The sequence below is a fragment of the Actinomadura violacea genome (assembly GCF_017573465.1).
Lineage (GTDB): Bacteria > Actinomycetota > Actinomycetes > Streptosporangiales > Streptosporangiaceae > Spirillospora > Spirillospora violacea.
Genome location: NZ_JAGEPF010000035.1, coordinates 43700 through 66943 on the forward strand (window position 1 = coordinate 43700; position 23244 = coordinate 66943).

Annotated in this window: 21 protein-coding genes; 13 read left to right on the top strand and 8 right to left on the bottom strand. The window is 73.4% G+C overall.

What is annotated here, in order from left to right; translation table 11 throughout:
• The first annotated feature begins 13 nt into the window (after nucleotides 1-13).
• A complete protein-coding gene (locus tag J4709_RS43285; protein WP_307802051.1) occupies nucleotides 14-931 on the top strand; it encodes a Sco1979 family transcriptional regulator in 918 nt (305 codons plus the stop codon).
• A gap of 21 nt (nucleotides 932-952) precedes the next feature.
• Here the strand turns inward: J4709_RS43285 and J4709_RS43290 are convergent, their stop codons facing one another.
• Nucleotides 953-1705, bottom strand: coding sequence for an ABC transporter permease (locus J4709_RS43290; protein ID WP_208250903.1), 753 nt, complete (start codon nucleotides 1703-1705; stop codon nucleotides 953-955).
• Nucleotides 1706-1719: 14 nt separating this feature from the next.
• Nucleotides 1720-2505: an ABC transporter ATP-binding protein gene (locus J4709_RS43295; RefSeq protein WP_208250904.1), complete on the bottom strand. Its 786-nt coding sequence runs from the start codon at nucleotides 2503-2505 to the stop codon at nucleotides 1720-1722.
• A gap of 73 nt (nucleotides 2506-2578) precedes the next feature.
• Here J4709_RS43295 and J4709_RS43300 point away from each other — a divergent pair, with 73 nt between their 5' ends.
• Nucleotides 2579-3208: a TetR/AcrR family transcriptional regulator gene (locus J4709_RS43300; protein WP_208250905.1), complete on the top strand. Its 630-nt coding sequence runs from the start codon at nucleotides 2579-2581 to the stop codon at nucleotides 3206-3208.
• Here J4709_RS43300 and J4709_RS43305 read toward each other — a convergent pair.
• Complete coding sequence (locus J4709_RS43305) at nucleotides 3202-3384, bottom strand: hypothetical protein (protein WP_208250906.1); 183 nt, start codon at nucleotides 3382-3384, stop codon at nucleotides 3202-3204. The two genes, J4709_RS43300 and J4709_RS43305, sit on opposite strands and share 7 nt — an antisense overlap.
• Nucleotides 3385-3608: 224 nt before the next feature.
• Between J4709_RS43305 and J4709_RS43310 the strand changes: the two genes are divergently transcribed.
• The 8 genes from J4709_RS43310 to J4709_RS43345 all read left to right on the top strand — a co-directional run bounded on the left by J4709_RS43310 (nucleotide 3609) and on the right by J4709_RS43345 (nucleotide 15322).
• Nucleotides 3609-4874 (top strand): alpha/beta fold hydrolase, encoded by a 1266-nt coding sequence (locus J4709_RS43310; RefSeq protein ID WP_208250907.1) that lies wholly within the window; start codon nucleotides 3609-3611, stop codon nucleotides 4872-4874.
• 217 nt (nucleotides 4875-5091) lie between these two features.
• Nucleotides 5092-8427, top strand: a complete 3336-nt coding sequence (locus J4709_RS43315) for an ABC transporter permease (protein WP_208250908.1) — start codon at nucleotides 5092-5094, stop codon at nucleotides 8425-8427.
• Nucleotides 8424-11075, top strand: a complete 2652-nt coding sequence (locus J4709_RS43320) for an FtsX-like permease family protein (protein ID WP_208250909.1) — start codon at nucleotides 8424-8426, stop codon at nucleotides 11073-11075. The genes J4709_RS43315 and J4709_RS43320 overlap by 4 nt, the downstream gene beginning before the upstream one ends.
• Nucleotides 11076-11133: 58 nt before the next feature.
• Nucleotides 11134-12069: an ABC transporter ATP-binding protein gene (locus J4709_RS43325; RefSeq protein ID WP_307802052.1), complete on the top strand. Its 936-nt coding sequence runs from the start codon at nucleotides 11134-11136 to the stop codon at nucleotides 12067-12069.
• A complete protein-coding gene (locus J4709_RS43330; protein ID WP_232384933.1) occupies nucleotides 12066-12788 on the top strand; it encodes an ABC transporter ATP-binding protein in 723 nt (240 codons plus the stop codon). The genes J4709_RS43325 and J4709_RS43330 overlap by 4 nt, the downstream gene beginning before the upstream one ends.
• 96 nt (nucleotides 12789-12884) lie before the next feature.
• On the top strand, nucleotides 12885-14096 hold the full coding sequence (locus tag J4709_RS43335; RefSeq protein WP_208250910.1) for a Tm-1-like ATP-binding domain-containing protein: 1212 nt from the start codon (nucleotides 12885-12887) through the stop codon (nucleotides 14094-14096).
• The gene (locus J4709_RS43340; RefSeq protein WP_208250911.1) at nucleotides 14093-14914 is read left to right on the top strand and encodes a phosphoenolpyruvate hydrolase family protein; all 822 of its coding nucleotides are present in this window, start codon (nucleotides 14093-14095) and stop codon (nucleotides 14912-14914) included. Before J4709_RS43335 ends, J4709_RS43340 begins: the two co-directional genes overlap by 4 nt.
• Complete coding sequence (locus J4709_RS43345) at nucleotides 14915-15322, top strand: cupin domain-containing protein (protein WP_208250912.1); 408 nt, start codon at nucleotides 14915-14917, stop codon at nucleotides 15320-15322. It abuts the gene before it with no gap.
• A 15-nt stretch (nucleotides 15323-15337) separates the two neighbouring features.
• Here J4709_RS43345 and J4709_RS43350 read toward each other — a convergent pair whose 3' ends face one another.
• Both J4709_RS43350 and J4709_RS43355 read right to left on the bottom strand, forming a co-directional pair.
• The gene (locus J4709_RS43350; RefSeq protein ID WP_208250913.1) at nucleotides 15338-15988 is read right to left on the bottom strand and encodes a hypothetical protein; all 651 of its coding nucleotides are present in this window, start codon (nucleotides 15986-15988) and stop codon (nucleotides 15338-15340) included.
• A gap of 133 nt (nucleotides 15989-16121) precedes the next feature.
• On the bottom strand, nucleotides 16122-16502 hold the full coding sequence (locus J4709_RS43355) for a YchJ family protein (protein ID WP_208250914.1): 381 nt from the start codon (nucleotides 16500-16502) through the stop codon (nucleotides 16122-16124).
• A 75-nt stretch (nucleotides 16503-16577) separates the two neighbouring features.
• Between J4709_RS43355 and J4709_RS43360 the strand changes: the two genes are divergently transcribed.
• Nucleotides 16578-16793: a hypothetical protein gene (locus tag J4709_RS43360; RefSeq protein WP_232384934.1), complete on the top strand. Its 216-nt coding sequence runs from the start codon at nucleotides 16578-16580 to the stop codon at nucleotides 16791-16793.
• Nucleotides 16794-16860: 67 nt separating this feature from the next.
• Here J4709_RS43360 and J4709_RS43365 read toward each other — a convergent pair whose 3' ends face one another.
• Nucleotides 16861-18381 carry an alpha/beta hydrolase domain-containing protein gene (locus J4709_RS43365; protein ID WP_208250916.1) on the bottom strand — a complete coding sequence of 507 codons (1521 nt, stop codon included), beginning with the start codon at nucleotides 18379-18381 and terminating at the stop codon, nucleotides 16861-16863.
• A 193-nt stretch (nucleotides 18382-18574) separates the two neighbouring features.
• On the opposite strand from J4709_RS43365, the gene J4709_RS43370 reads away from it, so the two are divergent.
• Complete coding sequence (locus tag J4709_RS43370) at nucleotides 18575-19234, top strand: cutinase family protein (protein ID WP_208250917.1); 660 nt, start codon at nucleotides 18575-18577, stop codon at nucleotides 19232-19234.
• 87 nt (nucleotides 19235-19321) lie between these two features.
• Nucleotides 19322-20104 (top strand): OBAP family protein, encoded by a 783-nt coding sequence (locus J4709_RS43375; RefSeq protein ID WP_208250918.1) that lies wholly within the window; start codon nucleotides 19322-19324, stop codon nucleotides 20102-20104.
• Between the two features lie 888 nt (nucleotides 20105-20992).
• Here J4709_RS43375 and J4709_RS43380 read toward each other — a convergent pair.
• Complete coding sequence (locus J4709_RS43380; protein WP_208250919.1) at nucleotides 20993-22498, bottom strand: serine/threonine-protein kinase; 1506 nt, start codon at nucleotides 22496-22498, stop codon at nucleotides 20993-20995.
• Between the two features lie 147 nt (nucleotides 22499-22645).
• Nucleotides 22646-23005, bottom strand: coding sequence for a hypothetical protein (locus tag J4709_RS43385; protein WP_208250920.1), 360 nt, complete (start codon nucleotides 23003-23005; stop codon nucleotides 22646-22648).
• Nucleotides 23006-23244: the final 239 nt, after the last annotated feature.

Here is a 23244-nt window from a genome sequence, read left to right on the forward strand (position 1 = left end):
GAGGAGGCGTCCCGTGGGAGACCCGAGACCCGGTCCGGACGCGCCCCCCGGACCGGTGGAGACCGGCGCGTCCGGCGCGGCCGCGTCCGGGCCGACCGTGCTGCGGATGGTCGTCGGCGCGCAGCTACGCCGGCTGCGCGAGGCCGCCGAGATCTCCACCGAGGCCGCCGGGTACGAGATCCGCGGCTCGCACTCCAAGATCAGCCGGCTGGAGCTCGGCCGCGTCGGGTTCAAGGAGCGCGACGTCGCCGACCTGCTCACCCTCTACGGCGTGGACGACCCGGTCCGCCGCGAGGCGCTGCTGGAGCTGGCCGAGCAGGCGAACAGGCCGGGCTGGTGGCAGCCGTACGCCGACGTGGTGCCGAGCTGGTTCGAGCCGTATCTCGGCCTTGAGCAGGGCGCGGTGCTGGTCCGCGTGTTCGAGGTGCAGAGCGTTCCGGACCTGCTGCAGACCGCGGACTACGCCCGCGCGCTGATCGCCGCGCGGCACCCCGGCGCGGGCGCCGAGGAGATCGACCGCCGCGTCGAGCTGCGGATGCGCCGCCGCCTCGTGCTGGAGCGGCCCGAGCCGGTGCGGCTGTGGGCCGTGCTGGACGAGGCCGCGCTGCGCCGCGTCGTCGGCGGCCCCGAGGTGATGCGCGGGCAGCTGCGGCACCTGATCGAGATCTCGCGGCTGCCGAACGTCACCGTCCAGGTGCTGCCGTTCGCCGCCGGCGGGCACGCCGCCGAGAGCGGCCCGGTGACCCTGCTCCGCTTCGCCGAGCCGGAACTGCCGGACGTCGTCTACCTGGAGCAGCTCACCGGCGCCCTGTACCCGGACCGGGCGTCCGACGTCACCCGGTACCGGGACGCGCTGAACCGGCTGGGCGTGCAGGCCGAGCCGCCCGCGCGCACCTCCGGCTTCATCGCGGACCTCCTCGCCGCCCTCTGACGCTCAGCCGCCCTCTGACGCTCAGCCGCCCCGCCGGAACAACCACGCCCCGCCCGTCAGCGACACCGCCGCGAACACGGCCGTCACGGCGGCGCCGATCGCGAACGTCCCGCTGGTGTAGTGGCCGAGGTACGCCTGCCGGACGGCGTCCACCGTGTACCGGAACGGGACGAACCGGGACGCGCCGTCCAGCCAGCCCGGCGCCAGCGTCATCGGCAGCAGCAGCCCGGACAGCAGCATCAGCGGCATCCCCGCGGTGTTCGCGATCGCGGCGAACTCCGGCGGCGTCCGCACGTTCATCGCCAGCCCGTACGACAGCGCCGACAGCGCGGCCGACAGCACCGCGACGAACACGAACCCGGCCAGCACGCCCGCGACCGGCGCCCGCAGCCCGAACGCCAGCCCGAGCAGCACCAGCAGCGCCGCCTGGACCGCGAGCTGCACCACGTCCCGCAGCGTCCGGCCGAGCAGCAGCGCCGCCGGCCGGACCGGCGTCACCCGCATCCGGTCGATGACCCCCTGGCCGCGCTCCACGATGATGCCGAGCCCGACGTAGGACCCGCCGAGGATCGCCAGCTGGACGATCACGCCCGGCACGAACGCCTGCCAGGACGAGCCGTCCACGCCCAGGCTCAGCCGGGTGAGCAGCGGCCCGAACAGGGCGAGGAAGAGCAGCGGCTGCAGCATGCCGAAGAACAGGTTCGTCTTGGACCGCGTCGTCGCCCGCATGCAGCGGCCGAAGATGACGCCGGTGTCGGCGAGGAGTTCGCGCATGAGGATCCTCCGGATCAGATGGCGACGGGCGCGTGCTCGTCCCGGGCGCCGTGGCCCGTGATGGCGAGGAACGCGTCCTGCAGCGGGGCGGCGGGGTCGCCCGCGTAGCGGGCCTTGAGGTCGGCGGGGGAGCCCTCGGCGGCGACCGTCCCCGCGTCCACGACGACGATGCGGTCGGCGAGCGCGTCGGCCTCGTCGAGGTAGTGGGTGGTGAGGAAGACGGTCGTGCCCTGCTCGTCGCGGATCCGGCGGACGAGGTCCCACAGCTCGGCGCGGCTGCCGGGGTCCAGGCCGGTCGTCGGCTCGTCCAGGAACAGCACCGCGGGCCGGTTGACGAGCCCGAGCGCGATCTCCAGCCGCCGCCGCTGCCCACCCGACAGCGCACCGGTCGGCCGCTCCATCAGCTCGACGAGCGCCAGTTCCCCGGCGAGCCGCTCCGCCCGCTCCCGGGACTCGGCGCGGCCCAGCCGGTGCAGCCGCCCCTGCGTGACCAGCTCCTCCCGCACCGAGCACGCCGGATCGAGCCCGCCCGCCTGCGCGACGTACCCGATCGCCCGCCGCACCCCGGCGGGATCACGCCGCAGATCGCAGCCCGCCACCTCGGCCGCACCGCCGGACGGCGGCAGCAGCGTCGTGAGCATCCGCAGCGTGGTCGTCTTCCCCGCGCCGTTCGGCCCGAGGAACCCCAGGATCTCGCCCGCCGCGACGGACAGGTCTATGCCGCGCACCGCGTGCACCGGCCCGGACTTCAGCTCGAACGTCCTGGCCAGGCCGCGAGCGCTGATGACGGTCGTGGACATGCCGCCGATGAAACCACAACGAACTCCAAATTTGCAATCGACTCCAAATTTGATGGCCGCTACAGTGTTCGCCATGGCGGAGGGACTCCGGGAGCGCAAGAAGCGGGAGACGCGGCGGCGGATCGCGGACGCGGCCGTCGCGCTGTTCGTCGAGCGCGGCTTCGACCACGTGACGATCGCCGAGGTCGCCGCCGCAGCGGACGTCTCGGTCAACACCGTCTACAACTACTTCGACACCAAGGAGGACCTCGTCCTCCCGCTGCACCACGGCGACCGGCTCGCCGGGATCGTCCGGGAACGCGACCCCGGCGAGTCCGCGGCGGGCGCCGTCCTGCGCCGCCTCCGCGAGGAGGTCGGCCGCCGCGACCCGTCACTCGGCCTCACCTCCGGCTTCGCCGGCTTCTACGCGATGATGCGCGCCGCCCCCACCCTCGTCGCCCGCCTCGACGAGATCGCCGTGCGGATGACCGCGTCCCTCACCGACCTGCTGGCCGCCGAGACCGGCGCCGCCCCCGGCGACCCCGTCCCCGCCCTGGTCGCCGGCCAGATCGGCTGGCTGCACGCGCACGTCCTGACCGAGGTCGGCAAGCGCACCGACGCCCGCGAGGATCCGGAGCGGACGGCGGAAGCCCTCCTCGGCCTGCTCGACGCCATAGAGGAGCTGCTAGGCCCCCGGATCCTCGACTATGCCCGCCGTCACTGAGAAGACCGACGGGGGCGGAAGTCCAGGAGGAGGGCCGGGCCTATAAGGGCGGCGACCTCCTCGTAGGCGTCGCCGTGGTCGGTGAGGATCCAGCCGGGCCAGAGGGCGGGGAGGCGGCGCGGATCGAGGGGGAGGTCGGTGGCCCACCAGTCGGCGCGGCGGGCGGGCGCGTCCACGTAGAGGCCGTTCCAGGGGACGCCCTCCAGGACGGCCGTGTCCGTTGCCTGGTCCTGTGGGACGAGAAGGGCGTCCGGGCCGGCGAGGAGGTCGGTCTAAAGGGTTCGCGCGCCGCGGTCGCGGGACCAGACGCGGTGTCCCGTGCGGTCGACGATGACGTAGTGGGCGTGGCCTCCGCTCATCGGCTCACCCTAGGGCGGTCGGTGTCGGGGATAGTGGGGGGATGGGGAACTCGTTCGTCCGGCCCGGATATGCGTGCGCCGATCACTTCCTGGACGTTCCGCTCGACCACGCCGAGCCGGACGGGCCGACGATCCGGATCTATGCGCGTGAGGTCGTCGCGCCAGGCAGGCAGGACGACGACCTGCCGTGGCTGCTCTACCTCCAGGGCGGACCGGGGAACAAGTCGCCGCGGCCCGGCGCGATGCCCGCGGCGTGGCTCGCGCGCGCGCTCAAGGAGTACCGGGTGCTGCTGCTCGACCAGCGCGGCACCGGACGCAGCACCCCGCTGAACCGGCAGACGCTCCCGGCCGATCCGAAGGCCGCCGCCGAGCATCTGCGGCACTTCCGCGCCGACTCGATCGTGCGGGACGCGGAGCTGCTGCGACGGCATCTGGTCGGCGACCGTCCGTGGAGCGTGCTGGGACAGAGCTTCGGCGGTTTCTGCACCGTGACCTACCTGTCGATCGCGCCGGAAGGGTTGAGCGAGGCGTTCATCACCGGCGGTCTGCCGAGCCTGACGGCGACGCCCGACGACTGGTACCGGGCCGCGTACCGGCGGATCGCCGCGGCCAACGAGCGCTACTTCGCCCGCTACCCCGGCGACCAGGACGTGGCGCGACGCATCGCCGCGCACCTGGACCGGGCCGACGAGCGCCTGCCGGGCGGCGAGCGGCTGACCGCGCGCAGGTTCCAGGGAATCGGGATCGGGCTGGGCCATTCCGCGCAGTTCGACAACCTGCACTACCTGCTGGAAGAGGCGTTCATCGGCGGCGACCGGCTCTCCGACACCTTCCTGCACGGGGTGAACGCGCTCGTGTCGTTCGCCGCGCAGCCGCTGTACGCGCTCATCCACGAGTCGTGCGTCAGCAACGGGACGGCGTCGAACTGGGCCGCCGCCCGGGTCGTCGAGGAGTTCCCCGAGTTCGCGCCGCAGGCCGACCCGTTCCGCTTCCTGGGGGAGACGATCCTCCCGTCCTTCTTCGAGGAGGACCCGGCGCTGGCCCCGCTGCGGGAGTGCGCCGACCTGGTCGCGGCGCATGAATGGCCCGCCCTGTACGACCCGGAGCGGCTGGCGTCCACGACCGTCCCGGTGGCGGCCGCGGTCTACTACGACGACATGTACGTGGACCGCGAGATGTCGATGGCGACGGCCGCGGCGATCCCGGGCATCCGGACGTGGGTGACCAGCGAGTACGCGCACAACGGGCTGTCGGCGGACGCGGCCGTCCTCGACCGACTCATCGCCCTGCGCCGCGGCGAGGCGTGAACCGGGGCCGGGCATCGCATTCCTTGATCCGAAGAACAATGCGTCCGGCGTGGCCGCCAGGCGGGGACGCGGGCCTTACGGGACATCGGCTTCGAGGTTTTCGGTCTGGTGGCCATTCTGTCCAGATCATGGGGAAGTACCGGAAATGTTGCGATAAGTAAAAGAAAGTACCTCAGCTCTTGTTGTCCAGGTCGCCGCGCACTGATCATGTGCGGCTATGGGGCAACGGGGGCTCGTCGTCAGGCGCATGGCCGCGGACCGCACACTGGTCCTCGCGGCCTGCGCCACCGCGCTGTTCGCCACCACCGTCCTCGCGGCCCTCGTCGGCTACGCGGGCTCGGTGACGCGGGAGGGACTGCAGAGCACGCTCGCCGAGGCGACGTTCGCCTCGGTCGGCACGACGCTCAGCACCAACGTCCCCGGCGGCGGCCTCACCACCGCGCAGCACCAGGTCGACGGCGCGCTCAAGCAGATCTACCGGGACGTCCCGCTGACGGTCTCGATGGGCGTCCGCAGCGACTCCTACACGCTGCCGGGCCAGGAGAAGATCAGCCACCCCCAGCTCACCGCGTTCGAGACCTACACCGGCATCGAGCGGCACACCCGGCTCACCCAGGGCCGCTGGCCCTCGCCCGGCGCCGGCGCCGGCAAGGACGCCGAGGTGGAGGCCGCGCTGCCGGCCGCCGCCGCCCGGTCCATGCACGCCGCCGTCGGCGACGTCCTCACCCTGCACGGCCGCGTCGACAAGAAGTCGGTCGTGCGCGCCAAGGTCGTCGGGTTATTCGAGGTCCCCCGGCCGGACGACTACTTCTGGCAGGGCGACCAGCTGGCCACCACCGGCGCCGAGCACGGCGACTACACCACCTACGGGCCGTTCGTGGTGCCGCAGGACGTGTTCGCCGCCCGCCTCACCGGCAGCGGCGTCGACGTCCGGTGGACCGTCATGCCCGACCTGCGGCACATCGGCACCGGCGACCTGCGCCCCCTCGGCGACCGCGCCGCCCGCAGCGGCGACATCCTCCAGAAGTCCTCCGGCGGCGCCCAGTACACCGTCGTGACCGCGCTGCCGAAGCTCGCCTCCCAGCTCGCCGACGCGGTCCGCGTCACCCGCTCCACCATGCTGATCCCGGTGCTCCAGCTGATCCTGCTGGCCGGCTGCGCCTGGATGCTCGTCGCCCGGCTGCTCGCCGACCACCGGCGCGGCGAGGTCGCGCTGCTGCGCACCCGCGGCCTCGGCATGCGCCAGCTCGCCCGGCTCGGCGTCGCCGAGGGCGCGCTGATCGTGCTGCCCGGCGCGGTCTTCGGGCCGCTGCTCGCCGGGCCGCTGCTGCACCTGGCCGGCTGGGCGCCCGCGATCCGCGCGTCCGGGCTGCGGCTGGACGCCGGGCCCCTCGTGCCGCTGTGGGGCGTGTCGATCGCCACCGCCGTCGCCGGCGCCGTCGTCCTCACCGTCCCGACGCTGCGCGGCGCCAACCGCACGTTCGTCGAGGCGCAGGCCGGGATGGGCCGCAGCCGCCGCGGCGCCCTCGTCGGATCGGGCGCCGACGTGGCGCTGCTGCTCGTCGCCGCGCTCGCGATCTGGCAGCTCACCCGGTACGGCGTGGACGGCACCGGCGCGTCCGGCGGCGCGTCCGGCGTGGACCCCGTCATCGTGTCCGGGCCCGCGCTCGGGCTGCTCGCCGGCGCCGTCCTGCTGCTGCGCCTCGTGCCCGTCGCGTCCGGCGCCGCCGAACGGGTCGCCGCCCGCGGCCGCGGCCTCGCCCCCGCGCTCGGCGCCCGCCAGGTCGGCCGCCGCTCGCTGCGCTACGCCGGGCCCGTCCTGCTGCTGGTCATGGCGATCGCCGTCGGGGTGCTGTCGGTCACCACGATGGCGACCTGGCGCCGCTCGCAGACCGACCAGGCCGACTTCCAGAGCGGCGCGGACCTGCGCGTCGGCGCCCCGATCGGGGTGGCGGCGCCGACCGCGCTCGGCGCCGGCGGCCGGGTCGCGGCGCTGCCCGGCGTCACCTCCGTGACCGGCGTGCTGCGCGTCGAGGGCACCATCGGCACCGCGTCCGCGACCATGCTCGCCGCCGACTCCGCGCGGCTCGGGCCGATGCTGCGGATCCGCTCGGACCTGCGGCACGGCCTGGCGCTCGGCGCGCTGACCGCGGCCCGCCCGAAGGCCCCCGAGCTCACCGTCCCCGGCAAGCCCGGGCGGCTGCTGTTCGACGTGCGGCTGAAGCGCACCGGCCCCGCGCCGCCGCTGCCGGACGGGAGCACCGCCCCGCCGCCCGACGCGTACAAGGCCGAGGCGACCGTCGCCGACGCGCACGGCGTGACCGCCCGCGTACAGCTCGGCGGCATCCGGCCGGACGGCCGCACGCACACCATCGCGGTCGACACCGCCGCCCTCGCCGGGCCCGGCGGCGTGCTCAGCTACCCGCTGTCCGTCCGCGCCCTGCACTACTCCTACGACGACAACGGCTACAGCGGGCCCCTCGACCTGACCCTGGAGCACGTCCGCGGCGACGGGACCGGCGAGGCCGCACCGCCCGCCGGAGCGAACTGGGACGTGTTCGCCGAGCCGGTCGACCCCGTCCAGCCCCTCCGGCCGAAGCTGGAGAAGGGGCAGGGGCTCACCGAGCTCGCGATCCCCGCGAGCCCCCCGGCCGAGCTCGTGTTCGGCAGCCTCCGGCTCGCCAGCGGGATGAACGTGCACGCGGTGCTCAGCAGCGGCGCCGCGCCGCCCCACGGCGACCAGAACGTGCACCTCCAGCCGGTCGTGCCGGGCATCATCACGAGCGCCGCCGCGTCCCGCGCCAAGGTCGGCGTCGGCGCCACCGTCACGCTGAGCACCATCGACGGCGACCAGCCCGTCAAGGTCATCGGGATCGTCGACGCGCTCCCGACGACCATGCCGGGCGACCCCGCCGTCCTCGTCGACCTGCCCACCCTCGTGCAGACCCGGCTCGCCTCCGGACGCGCCGGGCCCGACAGCACCCGCCCCGGCGAATGGTGGGCGTCGGTCCGCGGCGACCGCACCGGGCCCGCCGTCAAGGCCGCGAACGCGCACCGCGAGCAGGGCGAGGTCACCGGCGACCGCGACGCGCTGCGGTCCCGGCTGCGCGACGCCCCGCTCGGCGCCGCGCTGCAGGGCGCGCTCGTCCTCGGCTTCGGGTCCGCGCTCGCCTTCGCCGTCATCGCGTTCGTGGTGAACGCCGCCGTCACCGCCGGGCAGCGGTCCCGCGAGTTCGCGGTGCTGCGCGCCCTCGGCGTCCACCCCCGCCAGGTCGCCGGGATGCTCGCCGTCGAGCAGGCGTTCCTGGTCGTGCTCGGCCTCGCCGGCGGCACCGCGCTCGGCCTCGTCGTCGCGCGGCTGGTCGTCCCGCACCTGGTCGTCGGGGTGCAGGCCACCAAGCCGTACCCGCCGGCCGTCCTGATCGTCCAGTGGCCGCTGGTCGCGGCGATGCTCGCCGGGACGGCCGCCGTCCTCGGGCTCGTGCTGCCGCCGGTCATCCGGGTCCTGCGCCGCCGCAACGTCGGCGCCGGACTGCGCGCGGGGGAGGAATGATGCGCCGAGCCCTGCATGCCGGTCCGTGGCTCCGGCTGGCCCGGACGCAGTGGGCGCCGCTCGCGGCGCTCGCCGTGCTGACGCTGCTCACCGCGGTGCTGGCGGTCGCCGTCCCGGCGGCCACCGCCGCCGGCTACGACCGCGACGCCGCGGCCACCGTCGGCACCGACTCCGATCTGAAGGTCGTCGGGCAGGCCAAGGGCGCCGGCGCCACCAGCGCCGTCCCGAACGAGGGGGCGCTCACCGCCAACGCGTTCACCTGGCAGCAGCTCCTGCCGGGCGTGCTGCGCAACGTCACGGGACCGCCCGAGCCCTCCGTCACCACCTCCGGCGCGATGGGGGTGGCCGGGGAGTTCCCCGAGCCGCGGGAGATGAACTTCGACTGGGAGCCGGGCGCCGGGCAGCGCGTCGAGATCGTCTCCGGCCGCCCCGCGGTGAACCGGCCGTCCCTGAACCCCGGGAGCGCCGGCAAGGAGATCCAGGTGATCGTCGCCGAGCGGTTCGCGACCGCCATGGGCTACAAGGCCGGCACCCGGCTGACCCTCCTCGAGGACGGCGTCCCGGCCCCGCCGGTGCACGTCCGGATCAGCGGGCTGTACGCCCCGGTGAACCCCCGCGACGCGTACTGGCGGTCCCGCGTCACGCTGCTGCAGTCCACCGAGCGGGTCATCGACAGGGAGGGCACCAAGGCCGCCTTCGGCACCGCGCTGACCGACAACGGCGGCTACACCATGCTCGCCGGCGACGCCTCCCGGAGCTTCACCTTCACCTGGCGGTTCCCGGTGCGGACCGGCTCGGTCGACACCGGCCGGGCCCGCACCATCGCGGGCGACCTCGACTCCTACCGCGCCGCCGTGCAGGGGCACGCCGGGCTGTTCGCCTGCACCGTGGACACCCCGCTGGAAGGGCAGCTGAGCGCCTTCCTCGGCCGGCTGCGCACCGCCCAGTCCGTCCTCGGGATGGCGCTGGCCGGGCTCCTCGCCGTCGCCGCCGGGGTGCTGCTCCTCGCCTGCGGGCTGCTCGCCGAACGGCTCCGGCCCGTCCTCGGCACGATGCGCGCGCGCGGCGCGTCGCTCCGCCAGCTGGCGGGATACGCCGGCGGCCTCACCGCCCTCGCCGTCGTCCCCGCCGCGGCTGCGGGCTGCGGCGCAGGACTCCTCCTGGACACCGGGCCGCCCCAACGCACCTCGTTGATCGCGATGATCGCGCTGGTCGTGCTCCTCCTCCTGCTGTCCGGCGCCGCGGTGCTGCGCGAGCGCGGCGGCGGCCTCGGCTCCGCCGGCGGCGCCCGCGCCGACCTCACCGCCGCCCGCCCGTCCGCGCGCCGCCTCGTCCTCGACGTGCTGCTGGTCGTCGTCGCCGTCGCCGGCGTCCTGGTGCTGCGGCAGCGCGGCCAGGCGTCCGGCAACGACCCGCTCGTCGCCGCCGTCCCGGTGCTGCTCGGCGCCGCGCTCGGCATGCTCGTCCTGCGCGGCTACCCCTACCTGCTGCGCGCCGCGGGGCCGCTGCTGCGCCGCGGCCGCGGCGCCGTCTGGTTCGTCGGCCTCGCGCGCGCCTCCCGGCAGAGCGTGATCGGCGCGCTGCCGCTGGTCATCCTGCTGCTCGCCGCCGCCGTCGCCGGGTTCAGCGCCACCGTCGACGCGGCGCTGCGGCACGGGCAGGTCCGCGCCTCCTACAGCGTCGTCGGCGGCGACGTCCGCATCGCCTCCACCGGCCTGGACCCGAGCGTCGTCGCCAAGGCGCGCGCGGTGAAGGGCGTCACCGCGGTGGTGCCCGCCCGGGCCGTCCAGCAGGTCACCGGTCCGGGCGAGCCCGCGCCGATCATCGCCGTCGGCATCGATCTCGACGCCTACCGCAAGGCGTTCCCCGGGGTGCCCGACGTCCCGGACGCCTCCAACGGGCAGATCGTCTCGCCGGGCGCCGCCGGGATCCTCGAGTCGGGGAACAAGACGGTCACCCTGAGCAGCCACTTTGTCGACCCGTTCCCGTTCCGGCCGACAGGGAAGACCGACCGGTTCCCCGGCGTGGACCCCGGGGCCGCCTTCGTCGTCGTCCCGTACAAGACGTTCGGATCGTCCAACTTCCCGACGGAGCTGTTCGTCCGCGGCGACCACATCGACGTCACCGCGCTCCGCAAGGTGCTCGACGAGGCCGCGCCGAAGGGCGCCGCCAGGGACGTGCAGATACGCCGGGACGTCCTGCACGGCATGACCGAGGTCCCGATGGTCCACCTCGTGCACCGCACGTTCCGGAACGCGGCGCTGATCGGCGGCGTATTCGGGCTGCTCGCCGTGCTCCTCGTCCTGGTGGTCGGCGCCCGCGCGCGCGGGCGGACCGTCGCGCACCTGCGCGTCCTCGGTCTCAACCGGCGGCAGAGCCGCGTGCTCGCGCTCGTCGAGATCACGCCTGTGCTGCTGTGCGCGGTCGCGGCGGGCTGGGTCCTCGGGCTGCTGCTGCCCGAGATCACGGGCCCGGTCGTCGACCTGCGCTCCTACACCTCCGGCTTCACCGCGACCGGCCACACGCCCGGCCTCGCCGCGGTGCTGGGCCTGCTGGCCGCGCTGCTGCTCGCCGGCGCGGCGGCCCTCGCCGTCGACCGCGCCTTCGACCGCCCGGACCTGGGCGACGTCCTGAGAACGGGGGACTGAAAATGAGCGGAGCGAACCGGGCGGCGCGGGGGCCGTGCCCCCGCAGGGAGGCGGAGCCGTGGTAGACGCACCGGACCTGGCCGAACTCGAACGCCGCGCCGTCGAACGCGGCCCCGCCTACGGCGAGGGCGCGCACATCGTCTGCGACAACCTCGTGCGCATCTACAAGAGCGAGGGCATCGAGGTCGTCGCGCTGCAGGGCCTGGACCTGCTCGTCGACCCCGGCGAGCTGATCGCCATCGTCGGCGCGTCCGGCTCCGGCAAGTCCACGCTGCTGAACATCCTGTCCGGGCTGGACGTGCCGACCGCCGGCGTCGCCCGCGTCGCCGGGTCCGACCTGCTCACCATGTCGTCCAAGGAGCGGCTCGCGTTCCGCCGCGAGCAGGTCGGGTTCATCTGGCAGCAGACGTCCCGGAACCTGCTGCCGTACCTGACCGCCGTGCAGAACGTCGAGCTGCCGATGCGGTTCGCGGGCCGGTCGCGGCGCGAGCGCGCCACCCGCGCCGCCGACCTGCTCGGCATGCTCGGCGTCGGCGACTGCGCGGGCCGCCGCCCCGCCGAGCTGTCCGGCGGGCAGCAGCAGCGGATCGCGATCGCCGTCGCGGTCGCCAACGAGCCGCACGTCGTGCTCGCCGACGAGCCGACCGGCGAGCTCGACACCGGCACCGCCGCCGAGGTGTTCGCCGCGTTCCGCCGCGTCAACCAGGAGTTCGGCACCACCGCGGTGATCGTCACGCACGACGCCGGGGTGTCCGAGCGGGTCGACCGCACCGTCGGGATCCGCGACGGCCGCACCAGCAGCGAGGTCCGCCGCCGCGACGAGTCCGACGGCACCCGCACCGCCGAGGAGTACGCGGTGCTCGACCGGGTCGGCCGCGTCCAGCTGCCGCGCGGCTTCACTCAGGCGCTCGACATGCGCGACCGGGTACGGCTGGCGCTGGAGGACGACCACGTCGGCGTCTGGCCCGACCGGCCCCGCGAGGAGGGCGAATGACCGAGCCGATGACGGAGCCGACGACCGGGCCGATGGTCGTCGTCGACGACCTGGTCCGCACCTACCGCACCGGGAAGGTCGAGGTGCCCGCGCTGCGCGGCGCCTCGTTCTCCCTGGCGCCCGGCGAGCTCGTCGCGATCAAGGGCCGGTCCGGGTCCGGCAAGACGACGCTGCTGAACCTGATCGGCGGCCTGGACACCGCCGACGGCGGCACCGTCCGGGTGGACGGCCGGGAGATCGGCGCCCTGTCCGAGGACGAGCTGCTCGTGCTGCGCCGCGACGACATCGGGTTCGTGTTCCAGTCGCACGGCCTGATCCCGGTGCTGTCGGCCGCGGAGAACGTCGAGGTGCCGCTGCGGCTGACCCGGACCGCGCCGGCCGAGCGGGACGAGCGCGTCCGCGTGCTGCTCGCGCTCGTCGGGCTCGCCGAGCACGCCGCGCAGCGCCCCTACGAGCTGTCGGGCGGGCAGCGGCAGCGCGTCGCGATCGCCCGCGCGCTCGCGAACCGGCCGCGGCTGCTGCTCGCCGACGAGCCGACCGGGCAGCTCGACTCCGAGACAGCCGCCGCGATCATGCCGCTGCTGCGCGCGATCGTCGCGGGGGAGGGCGTCACCGTGCTGGTCGCGACGCACGACCAGGCGCTGCTGTCGGAGGCCGACCGGGTGCTGCACCTGGAGGACGGCAAGATCACCGAAGCGGCGGTGCCGGCGGCGGGCTGAGGAGAGCCGGAACCCGCGGCCGGGCGGCGTGTCCGGCCGGTTGCCGCGGACGGCGCCTGGGCATGATCCCGGGGGAGTCGGGACGGGAGGTGCGGCGTGGCGGCCGTGGTGCTGGTGGGGACGCTCGATACCAAGGGCGCGGAGTACGGATGGCTGCGCGACCGGATCCGGGAGCTGGGCTGCGACGTCGTCCTGGTGGACGCCGGGGTCGGCGAGTCCGCCGTCGCGGCGGACGTGCCCGCGGAGCGGGTCGCGGAGGCCGGCGGCGCTTCGCTCGCCGCGCTGCGCGACGCCGGCGACCGGGGCGCGGCCGTCGCCGCGATGGGGGAGGGCGCGGCGGTCGTCCTCGCCGAACTGGTCGCGCGGGGACGGGCCGACGCGGTCCTCGCCGTCGGCGGGAGCGGCGGGTCGTCGATCGCGGCGCGCGCCGTCCGGGACCTGCCGATCGGGCTGCCGAAGCTGATCGTGTCGACGATGGCCGCCGGGGACGTGGCGCCGTACGTCGGCGCGAAGGACGTCACGATGACCTACAGCGTCGTCGACATCGCGGGCGTGAACCGGGTGTCGCGGCTGATCCTCGGGAACGCGGCGGCAGCGGCGGCGGGGATGGCGCAGTCGCGCGCGCAGGAGCCGCAGGAGGCCGCCGACGAACGGCCGCTCGTGGCGGCGTCGATGTTCGGCGTGACGACCCCGGCGGTGGACGCGGCGCGCGAGCGGCTCGGCGAACTCGGCTACGAGGTGCTGGTCTTCCACGCGACCGGCGCGGGCGGGCGCGCGCTGGAGGGCCTCGTCGACAGCGGCCTCATCGCGGGCGTCCTCGACCTGACGACGACGGAACTGGCCGACGACCTCGTCGGCGGCGTCCTGTCGGCGGGCCCGGACCGGCTCACCGCGGCCGGACGGCACGGGATCCCGCAGGTCGTCGCGCCCGGCGCGCTCGACATGGTGAACTTCGGCCCGCGCGAGACCGTCCCGGAGAGGTTCGCGGACCGCAACCTGTACGTCCACAACCCGACCGTCACGCTGATGCGGACGACCCCGGACGAGATGGCGGAACTCGGGCGGCGCGTCGCGGCGAAGCTGTCCGCCGCGACCGGGCCGACCGTGCTGTTCCTGCCGCTCGGAGGGGTGTCGGCGCTCGACGCGCCCGGCATGCCGTTCCACGACCCGGACGCCGACGCCGCGTGCTTCGCCGCGATGGACGGCGCCGCCGAGACCGAGAGGCTGGACGTGAACATCAACGACCCGTCGTTCGGCCGCGCGATGGCCGACCGGCTGCACGAGCTGATCACAGGGGGAGCGCAGTGAACCGTTCGACCGTCCTGGAGCGCCTGCGCGCATCGGTCGCGCAGGGCAAGCCGGTGATCGGTGCCGGAGCGGGCACGGGCCTGTCCGCCAAGTGCGCGGAGGCCGGCGGCGTCGACCTGATCATCATCTACAACTCGGGCCGCTACCGGATGGCGGGCCGCGGCTCCCTCGCGGGCCTGCTGCCGTACGGGGACGCGAACCAGATCGTCGTCGAGATGGCGTCCGAAGTGCTGCCCGTCGTGAAGGACACCCCGGTCCTCGCGGGCGTGTGCGGCACCGACCCGTTCCGGGTCATGCCCGTCTTCCTCGACCAGCTGAAGGCGATGGGGTTCGCCGGCGTGCAGAACTTCCCGACCGTGGGCCTCTACGACGGGGTGTTCCGGCAGAACCTCGAAGAGACCGGCATGGGCTACGACCTCGAAGTGGAGATGGTCCGCCTCGCCCGCGAGCGCGACCTCGTCACCGCGCCCTACGTCTTCGACGAGGACTCGGCGCGCGCGATGGCGGAGGCCGGCGCCGACGTCCTCGTCCCGCACGTCGGGCTCACCACCAAGGGCAGCATCGGCGCCGGCACCGCCCTCACCCTGGACGAGGCGGTCGCGAAGGTGCAGGCCATGCGGGACGCGGCCGCCGCGGTCCGCGACGACGTGCTCGTCCTGTGCCACGGCGGCCCCATCGCCGAGCCGGACGACGCCGCCTACGTGCTGTCCCGCACCGACGGCGTCGTCGGCTTCTTCGGCGCCTCCTCGGTCGAACGGCTGCCGACCGAGCGGGCCATCACCGAGCAGGTGGCCGCCTTCAAGAACCTGGAGATCTGAATGCACGTGACTCCCGGCGACGTGACCACGATGACCTTCGACTGGGGCTCGATCAAGTGGTTCGTCACCCCCTCCAGCGTCCAGGGCGCGGGCAGCACCCTCGGCGAGGTGATCGTCAACCCGGGCAAGGGGCACGCGCGGCACAACCACCCGAACGCCGAGGAGGTCATCTACGTGATCTCCGGTGAGGCGGAGCAGATGGTGGACGACGGCGAGCCGTTCACAATCCGCGAGGGCGACGCCGTCCACATCCCGAAGGGCGCGTGGCACTCCACCTACAACGCGACGTGGCGGCCGCTGCGGCTGATCGTCACGTACACGCCGGGCGGTGAGGAGAAGGCCCTCGAAGGCGCCCCCGACTTCTGCCTCCACGAGGCCGGGGCCGTCCCGGAGTGGCGCCAGGCCTGAACCGTCCCTCTGCCGCTACTCGTCGCCGAAGGAGCAGTCCGGCGGGTTGTCCGGCGGCTGGAACTGGCCGGTGGGGATGTCCATCGGTGCCGCCTTGACGGTGTAGCCCTTCAGCCACCGTCCGTCCGGACCCGCACTGGCCGGGCTGAACGGTGCCGGGCCGCCGCCCATCTGCTGGCACTGCGGATACACCAGCCCCCACGAGAAGCCCATCCGGTCGTATCGGTGGCCGCGCGGCGACTGGTAGAAGGTCAGGTTCGCCCGCTTCTGGTTCGGCGGGATGCCGTGCTCGTCGTCCTGCCGGATGCCCGACACGACCGCCACCGGCCCCGACGCCATCAGGTAGTCGACCTTGATCGTCCCCCAGTGGTGCGTGGACGGCCCGCCCGGCGCGTCCGGAGCGAAATGGTCGAACCGGACCATCCCGCGGGCGTCGCCCATCACCATCTTGCCGTCGACGAACTTCCACGGCCCGCCGTGCGCGTCCACGATGAACCGCCGGTAGGGGGTCTGCGGATCGCCGGGGTACTTCAGCCAGGCGTCGCCGGTGACGTGCGACTCCTTGAGGGCCGGCCTGCCGCTCTCCTGCGCCATCGCCGTCCCGCCGCCGAGCGCGCCGCCCGCCACGAGGGCGGCGGCCGCGACCGCGATCTTCCGCTGCGACATGTGGGGTCTCCCTTCGCCGCGGGCGCCCGTCGCCCGCGTCCCCAACGTCGCAGCCGCCGTGGGCCCCGAGCCTCCCCCGCGTGGCCGAAGCCGCTGCCCCTCAGGGGCCGTCCCGCCTCCCCCGCGCGAGGGGTCAGTGGACCTTGCCGCGGACGTAGACCCAGGCGCCGTCATGCCGGACGAACCGGCTGACCTCGTGCAACACCCCGTCCTGCCCACCGGCTGTGTAGTGCGCGCGGAACTCCACGACGCCCTTGGCGTCGTCCGGCCCGCCGTCCTCGGTGCGGACGATCTCCAGCCGCGTCCACCGCATCGCGGGGTCGGGTTCGACGCGGTCCGGGCGGGTCGCGGGATGCCAGCTCCGCAGCAGGTAGTCCTCGTCCTGGACGGCGAACGCGCTGAACCGCGACCGCATCAGCTCCTCGGCCGTCCGCGCCTCCGCCTCGCCCCGGTGCAGCCGCCCGCAGCACTCCCCGTACGGGGTCCCGGTTCCGCACGGGCACTTCTTCGCCATGCCGCGATTCTCCCGCAGGGACGGCCCGCGCCTGACATGCGGCTATTCCCCCTTCTAGCGGGTAAAGGGACGAACATGCATGAACAGCATGAAGACGACCTCGTCGAGTCGCAGGGGGTGAACGCCGGCGGTCCCGTGGACGCCCCGCCGTCCGGCGCGAAGCCGGAAGGCCCCGCCCCCGAGCCGCCGGACGAGCCGCTCACCGCCGGGACGCTCGACGACGAGATGGTCGGGCTCCCGTACCAGAAGCCCGGCTACCCCGGCCAGCAGCGCTCCATCGACACCAGCTGAACCGGCCGCGGCCGGCGGGGCGCCCGATCGTGCCGGACGCCCGCGCCGGCCGGTGCCGCCACCCGGGTCAGCCGCCGATGCCCGAGTCCTGCGCGGTCTTCACGATGGTCGCCGCGTCCTCCGGCAGCAGGTACCCGCCGTCCACGGACCGCTGCGCCGCCGCCTGCACCTTGCCCACGTACCCGGCGTGCGTCGGGTACAGCCGGCTCAGCACCGGCTCGGCGGTCGGCGGGAACGACGGGTCGGACGGGTCGCCGGCGTCATGCCGGTCCCACGCGTCCTTGTCGCCGTTCCACGGGTCGCGGGCGCCGTAGAGGCCGCAGAAGACGCCGTCGCCGAGGCCGAGGTTCCGCAGCCCGGTGAGCGTGCGCGTCGGCACCGTCACGTCCGGCAACCGGACGCCGCCCGTCGCGAGCCCCGTCCGCGGATCGCGCAGCGCCGTGTCGAGGGGCGCGCCGCTCGGCGGCCGCGCCCCGCCCCGCGCCCACGACGCCAGATGGCGCAGCGCCGCGTTCATCGAGTAGTGCCCCGGACCGTCGTTGAACGGCGCCGTCCCAGCCCGGCAGTCCGGCGCCGGCGCCGCCGACCCCGCCGACTTCTTCAGCGTCGGATCACCGAGGTCGTAGGCCCACTGGTCGCCGTGCGACGTGCCCGCCAGCTCCCAGTGCACCACGCTGCCGGTGTCCGGCTGCCGCGCCGCCGACGCCAGCGGGACGTCGGTCTCGGTGAGCACCACGAACGTCGGCACCGGCAGGTCCGTGCGGATCCGCGACGGGTTCGGCATCGTCAGGGTGTCCGCCAGTTCGCCGCTGATCGGCGCGCCCACCGCGCTGTTGCTGTGGACCATGAGGCCGTCGTAGACCTTCGCGACCGGCTGCACCGCGTCGGCGTACGTCGTCATGAACCCGGCCGACTGCGACTCGCCGTCCGCCAGCAGCGTCCGCACCTTCAGCCCGCCGAGCGGGTCCGGGCCGTCCGGCGCCCGCAGCGCCCGTCCGGCCTGCGAGAAGATGTCGTAGGAGTACGCGTCGCCGGGGTGGACGAGCGTCCCGTACCGTTCGGGATCCCAGCCCTTCAGGCCGTGAATCTCGCCGAGCCCGCCGTTGACGCCGACCGCCTGCGCCGAGACGCCCACCCACGCGTAGCCCTCGCGCAGCAACTCGTCCCGCTCGAACCAGTAGTCCGGCGACAGCTCCAGCTGCCCGCTGACGTTCAGCCATTCGACGACGACCGTCCCGTTGAACTTCGCCGGGTCCGTAGGCCGCCGGACGAGCAGCCGGGTCTTGTACGCGGCTGTGCCGGACTCGCGCACGTTCCATCGTCCGTCCGAGCCCCACAGCCCCGCCTTCGCGTACGAGTGCGCGGTGCCGGAGATGAAGTACTCGTTCTCGGTGTAGCCGAACGAACCGAGATCCTCGGCCGCGGCGAGGAACGGGAAGCCGTGTTCGCCCGCAGGCGGGACGCTGACGACCGGGTCGTCCGCCTCCGCGCGGGCGGACGGCGCCGCGCCGATGAAGGCGCCGAAGAGCACCGCTCCCAAGGCCGCGGCGACGGCCCGCCGCTTCGGTGACCGCAGGGGTATTCGCACGGTTGCCTCCTTGAAGCACTGGTCGGGGGGAAGCACAGTGTCGGCTGCCGCCCCGCCCCCGGCATCGGGGAAATCGCCAGTCCGGCGCACGGGCCGGTGATTCCGCCGATGCCGGGACGGCCCGCCGGGCCCTACGTTCCTGCGCTGTCCGGCCCCGAACCCGTCGGGGCCCGGCGAGCAGAAAGAGGCCCGCATGTCCCTCTCCGCGTCCCTGCGGCGGCTCACCGCCGCCGCGTTCGCCGGCGCCGTCGGCGCCGCCGGACTGGCCACCCTGTCCACCGCCCCCGCGTCCGCCGCGAGCTGCTCGGACGTCGACGTCGTCTTCGCCCGCGGCAGCGGCGAGCTGCCCGGCCTCGGCATCGTCGGCACGCCGTTCGTCAGCGCCCTCAAGGGCGACCTGCCCGGCAAGTCGGTCAGTTCCTACGCGGTGAACTACGCCGCCGACTACGCGCAGACCAGCGCCGGCCCGGGCGCGACCGACATGAGCAACCACGTCAAGTCCGTCGCCGCGTCCTGCCCGGGCACCTCGTTCGTCCTCGGCGGCTACTCGCAGGGCGCCAGCGTCACCGACATCGCCATCGGCATCAAGACCCTGCTCGGCACCGGCGGCACGATCCCGACGGACCTCGCTCCCCGCGTGAAGGCCGTCGTCGTCTACGGCAACCCGCTGCGCCTGTACGGCCAGACCATCAACACCGCCAGTTCCCTCTACGGCCCGAAGGCGAAGGAGTTCTGCAACACCGGCGACCCCGTCTGCGCGAACGGCGCCGACATCGCCGCCCACCTCACCTACGCCACGAACGGCACCGTCCCCCAGGGCGCCCAGTTCGCCGCCGCCAGGATCAACTCCTGACCCCACGCCACGAGCCCCCGCCCACCCGCGCGGGCGGGGGCTCGCCGCCATGCGGTTCGGTGCCTGGCCTCGGGGTATCCGGCGCCTATGGGTCTTACCTTTGGCAAATCCCGCTCACCGGGCCCAAGCCGCGCGCTGGCCGGGACGATCGGTGCCGCCGCCGGCGCCGCGGCCGCCGCGAGCCTGATGCTCGGCCGCAAGGCGGTGACCGTCTCCAAAATCGGCAAGGGGCATCCGCTCAAGCACCGCGTGCTCGACCTCGCGGCCGGGACCGTGCAGACGAAATATCCGCTCATCGCGATGAGCACCTATCTCAACGGCTTCCACATGTACGCCGACGAGATGGGACGGCAGGTCGAGGCATCGCATTTCTGCGTCCACCTGCGCCACGATCTGCACCAGTGCGTGATCTTCGACCGCAACGCGCCCGACGCCCGCCTGATCGGCATCGAGTACATCATCAGCGGCGAACGTTTCCGCGCCCTTCCCGACGATGAGAAACGGCTCTGGCACAGCCACCACTACGAGGTCAAGTCCGGCATCCTGACGGCCCCCGGAATCCCCGACATGGCCGAACGGGCCTACTTCGAGGACCTCGTGACGACCTACGGAAAGACCTTCCACACCTGGCAGTACGACCGCGACGACTTCCCCTATGGGGTCCCGCAGCTGATGATGGGCCTGACGGAGGACGGCCAGGCCGACGAGGAACTGATCCACTCCCGGGACCGCAGGCTTGGCATCTCGACCCCCGACAAGCGCCGCGACCGAGCCGACATCCCAATGCCGGAAGTAGCCGCAGGTGCCAACTCCTGGGAAACCGGCCGCACCGTCCAAACCCGCCTCGAAGAAATGGACTTCAAACGCTGACCTTTCCCCGCGCCACTCCGAAAAGCGCTCCGCCGTCGCCAGGCCCCTCAGCGTGATCCTGCCCAAAATCCACGCACAGCGCACCGCGCCGCAGGACAAGCCCACCACCCGCCGAACCCCCGACGCCCCGGCCAGGCCGCGCCCGATCACCCACGCCTGGGACCACTCTGGGAACGCCCGATCCTGTCCATCACGGGCTCATTCACCGTCGCGCGCTACCAGTGACATTACGGTAACACGCGGGAGGCTGGCTTGCAGGTGATTTTCCTCGTCTCTGTCGATCAAAGCCCCGCCATCGAGTGCACGCGTGGCAGGGACGGCCCCCGGCCGACCCCCAGCAGATGAACGGCTACACCTACGCCAACAACAACCCCGTCACCCATGCCGACCCTGACGGCACCTGCCCACCCGACATCTGCGGCAACGGCATCACCAACGTCGGACAAAAAGGCCCTGGGCAAAACCGGCGGATGCGGACACGACTGCGGACCCGCACTCCGCGGCTTCGGACACGTACCTTCTGGCGGTGGCAGCGGAGGCGGCGGCTACTCCGTCGACAAACCCGTCAACATCCGCGATCATGCTGTGATCAGCCGTCCCCACGGATGCTGGTGAAAAACGTTCACTGCTCACTCGAATGGGGGCCACGAGCCCTGACGCAGAGAGCGGACCTGCGGTCGGCTGGGGTCACGAACTGCTGATCGGATTCTCAATCAGCTTGTCAACCGTGAGGCCACTTGCTGATAGACGCGGCAAGTTCGTAACAGCGGCGGTCACGGATGAGCGCCCGAAGAACATTGACGCGGCGTCGGGCGAGGGCGAGTGGGGAGTTTCGCGCCCCGGGCCGCCAGGTCCGCTCGCGTCGGGTGGCGCTGGAGCACCGCGGGCTCAGCAGACCCGAACCTGGCGGGTTATCTCCTGGTGGACGGGGCTCTGCAGCACCATCCGGTAAGTGTGTGTGCCCGATATATCCCACTGGCTGGTCGTGGAGAAGGTGTAGTCCGGATCGGCGACGGCGCGCTGCGGATATCCCTCGCCCAGCTGGCCGTCGAAGTAGACACTGAACTGGATCTTCGTGGGGTTCTTGGTGCTGACGATGCTGTACTCGAAAGGGAACTCGTCGTCCTTGGGGTAGCATCCGACCGCCCCGCCGACCTTGAAGTAGGCGATTTGGGTCGTGGCCCCGCCGGGCTCCGTCGGTTTCGGAGTGGATCCGTCGCCGGAACCGCCGCCGGGGCCCGGCTCACCGGAGGAGGTCTTGCTGGGGGGCCGGCCCGAGTCGGTGGACGGGGACGGGCTCCCGGAGCCCTGAGCCGCGGCCGCCGCGCCGGAGCCGGAGCCGGAGCCGGTCGAGCTTTTGGGGTGCTCTGGGGGCTTGGCTCCCGTGGGCTTGGCGCCGTCCGCGTGCGAGGCACCCGCGCCGTCCGGCCGGGCGAACCAGGCCACCGCGCCCACGAGGACGGCCAGGGCCGCCGCTGCCGCTCCTAGCAGGAGGGCGGGGCGCCGTCGCGCCGATGCCCGCGGCTCGACGGGACCGGCGGGTATGGGCGACGCCTGGGCCTGCGGGGGCGGCGGAGGTGGCGGCGCGGGGGCCGGTGAGCGGCCGCCGAGCAGGCTCAGCAGGATCGACTGCATGGACGGGCGCCGGGCCGGGTCCCGGACCAGGCACGCGGCCACGGTCGAGCGCAGCGGGTCGGCCAGATCACCGAGGTCGGCCTCGTCCTGCAGGATGCGGCGCATGATCGCGGGAAGCGTGTCGGCGCCGAACGGCGGCCGCCCGGTCGCGGCGAACACGATCACCGCGCCCCAGGCGAAGACGTCCGCCGCCGGGCCGGCCACCTCCCCGGCGAACTGCTCGGGCGCCATGTACGCGGGGGTGCCGATGATGCCGCTGGTGAGGGTGAGGGACGCCTCGCTGTCGCGGGCGATGCCGAAGTCGATGACCCGCGGGCCGTCCGGGCCGAGCATGACGTTGGAGGGCTTGAAGTCGCGGTGCACGACGCCCGCCTCGTGGATCGCCGCGAGGGCGGTGGCGGTCGCGACGGCGAGCCGCTGCAGCGCCGCGCCGTCCCGGCGTCCGGCCTGCTGGAGGGACGGTCCCTCGATGTACTCGGTGACGATGTAGGGGCGCGGGCCGTCCAGGGAGGCGTCCAGCACCTGGGCGATACAGAACGGGTCGACCCGGCGGGCGGCGGCGATCTCCTTGGTGAACCGCGCGCGGATGCGGGGGTCGGCGGCGGTCTCGGCGCGCAGCACCTTCACCGCGACGGGCGTCCCGCCTTCGTCGTACCCGAGGTAGACCACGCCCTGGCCGCCACTGCCGAGCCGGCCTGCCAGCCGGTAGGGACCCATGACCGTCGGGTCGTCTGGCACCAGCGGCTCGGCTTCCGGCATCGAAGATGGCTCCTGGTGCATGGGGGAAAGGTTGTTGGACAACCTTATTGGATTGCCGGTTGCTGATCGCGCCCCGGTCCGGGCAGGTGGAAACCCAAACCGGGAGACCGCTGGTCGGCGAGGCCGATCCGAATGCTCCGGTCGAACTCAGCGGTCTTGATCCGGCACGGACTCCGCATCGTCGGCCTCAACCCGGTCGGCGACTGCGGTGAAACCGTAGGTGATCAAAGCCGGGGCCATCGCCTCCGACAGTTCGGCGCGAGCCAACGCTTTTCGCAGGTCGCTCAACGCGGTCGGCAGGTCATCCGCTTCGATCTCGTAGATCGCAAGATAGCGATGCTCGGGCTCCTCACCATGCAGCCCGATGTTTGCGATGAACCGCTGGGCCGCGCGGTACCCGGCTACACCGAGCACATCGCCCAGGTGCACGTCGTCATACCATGTGTTGAACTCTTCCTCGCGACCCGGCTTCGGGTCGGTGAAGACGAGCAGCACGTGTTTGCTCATGTTCCGTCACCTCTGTATCTGAATTCTTTCCCGTGTCGTCGACCCGGTCCGATACCGGCGTCTCTGATAATGCCTCTCAGGCGAAGTCCAATACGATCCGGCCGCGGACGCCGCCTGCCTCGAGGCGTCGCCTATGCAGATAATCATGTGCTCTGCGGTCGTCACGGCCGCTGTGCGGCAGGCCACGCGGGGGATCGCCGAGCAGTTGGCCTGTCGGTCTCGGCCGTGGGCCGCGTGCT

Excerpts from the sequence above, each read along its gene's own strand:
- J4709_RS43345 (WP_208250912.1), top strand. The coding sequence starts at position 14,915 with ATGCACGTGACTCCCGGCGACGTGACCACGATGACCTTCGACTGGGGC.
- J4709_RS43320 (WP_208250909.1), top strand. The coding sequence starts at position 8,424 with ATGATGCGCCGAGCCCTGCATGCCGGTCCGTGGCTCCGGCTGGCCCGG.
- J4709_RS43380 (WP_208250919.1), bottom strand. The coding sequence starts at position 22,498 with ATGCCGGAAGCCGAGCCGCTGGTGCCAGACGACCCGACGGTCATGGGT.
- J4709_RS43355 (WP_208250914.1), bottom strand. The coding sequence starts at position 16,502 with ATGGCGAAGAAGTGCCCGTGCGGAACCGGGACCCCGTACGGGGAGTGC.
- J4709_RS43315 (WP_208250908.1), top strand. The coding sequence starts at position 5,092 with ATGGGGCAACGGGGGCTCGTCGTCAGGCGCATGGCCGCGGACCGCACA.
- J4709_RS43310 (WP_208250907.1), top strand. The coding sequence starts at position 3,609 with ATGGGGAACTCGTTCGTCCGGCCCGGATATGCGTGCGCCGATCACTTC.
- J4709_RS43330 (WP_232384933.1), top strand. The coding sequence starts at position 12,066 with ATGACCGAGCCGATGACGGAGCCGACGACCGGGCCGATGGTCGTCGTC.
- J4709_RS43290 (WP_208250903.1), bottom strand. The coding sequence starts at position 1,705 with ATGCGCGAACTCCTCGCCGACACCGGCGTCATCTTCGGCCGCTGCATG.
- J4709_RS43350 (WP_208250913.1), bottom strand. The coding sequence starts at position 15,988 with ATGTCGCAGCGGAAGATCGCGGTCGCGGCCGCCGCCCTCGTGGCGGGC.
- J4709_RS43360 (WP_232384934.1), top strand. The coding sequence starts at position 16,578 with ATGCATGAACAGCATGAAGACGACCTCGTCGAGTCGCAGGGGGTGAAC.
- J4709_RS43295 (WP_208250904.1), bottom strand. The coding sequence starts at position 2,505 with ATGTCCACGACCGTCATCAGCGCTCGCGGCCTGGCCAGGACGTTCGAG.
- J4709_RS43375 (WP_208250918.1), top strand. The coding sequence starts at position 19,322 with ATGGGTCTTACCTTTGGCAAATCCCGCTCACCGGGCCCAAGCCGCGCG.
- J4709_RS43385 (WP_208250920.1), bottom strand. The coding sequence starts at position 23,005 with ATGAGCAAACACGTGCTGCTCGTCTTCACCGACCCGAAGCCGGGTCGC.
- J4709_RS43370 (WP_208250917.1), top strand. The coding sequence starts at position 18,575 with ATGTCCCTCTCCGCGTCCCTGCGGCGGCTCACCGCCGCCGCGTTCGCC.
- J4709_RS43300 (WP_208250905.1), top strand. The coding sequence starts at position 2,579 with ATGGCGGAGGGACTCCGGGAGCGCAAGAAGCGGGAGACGCGGCGGCGG.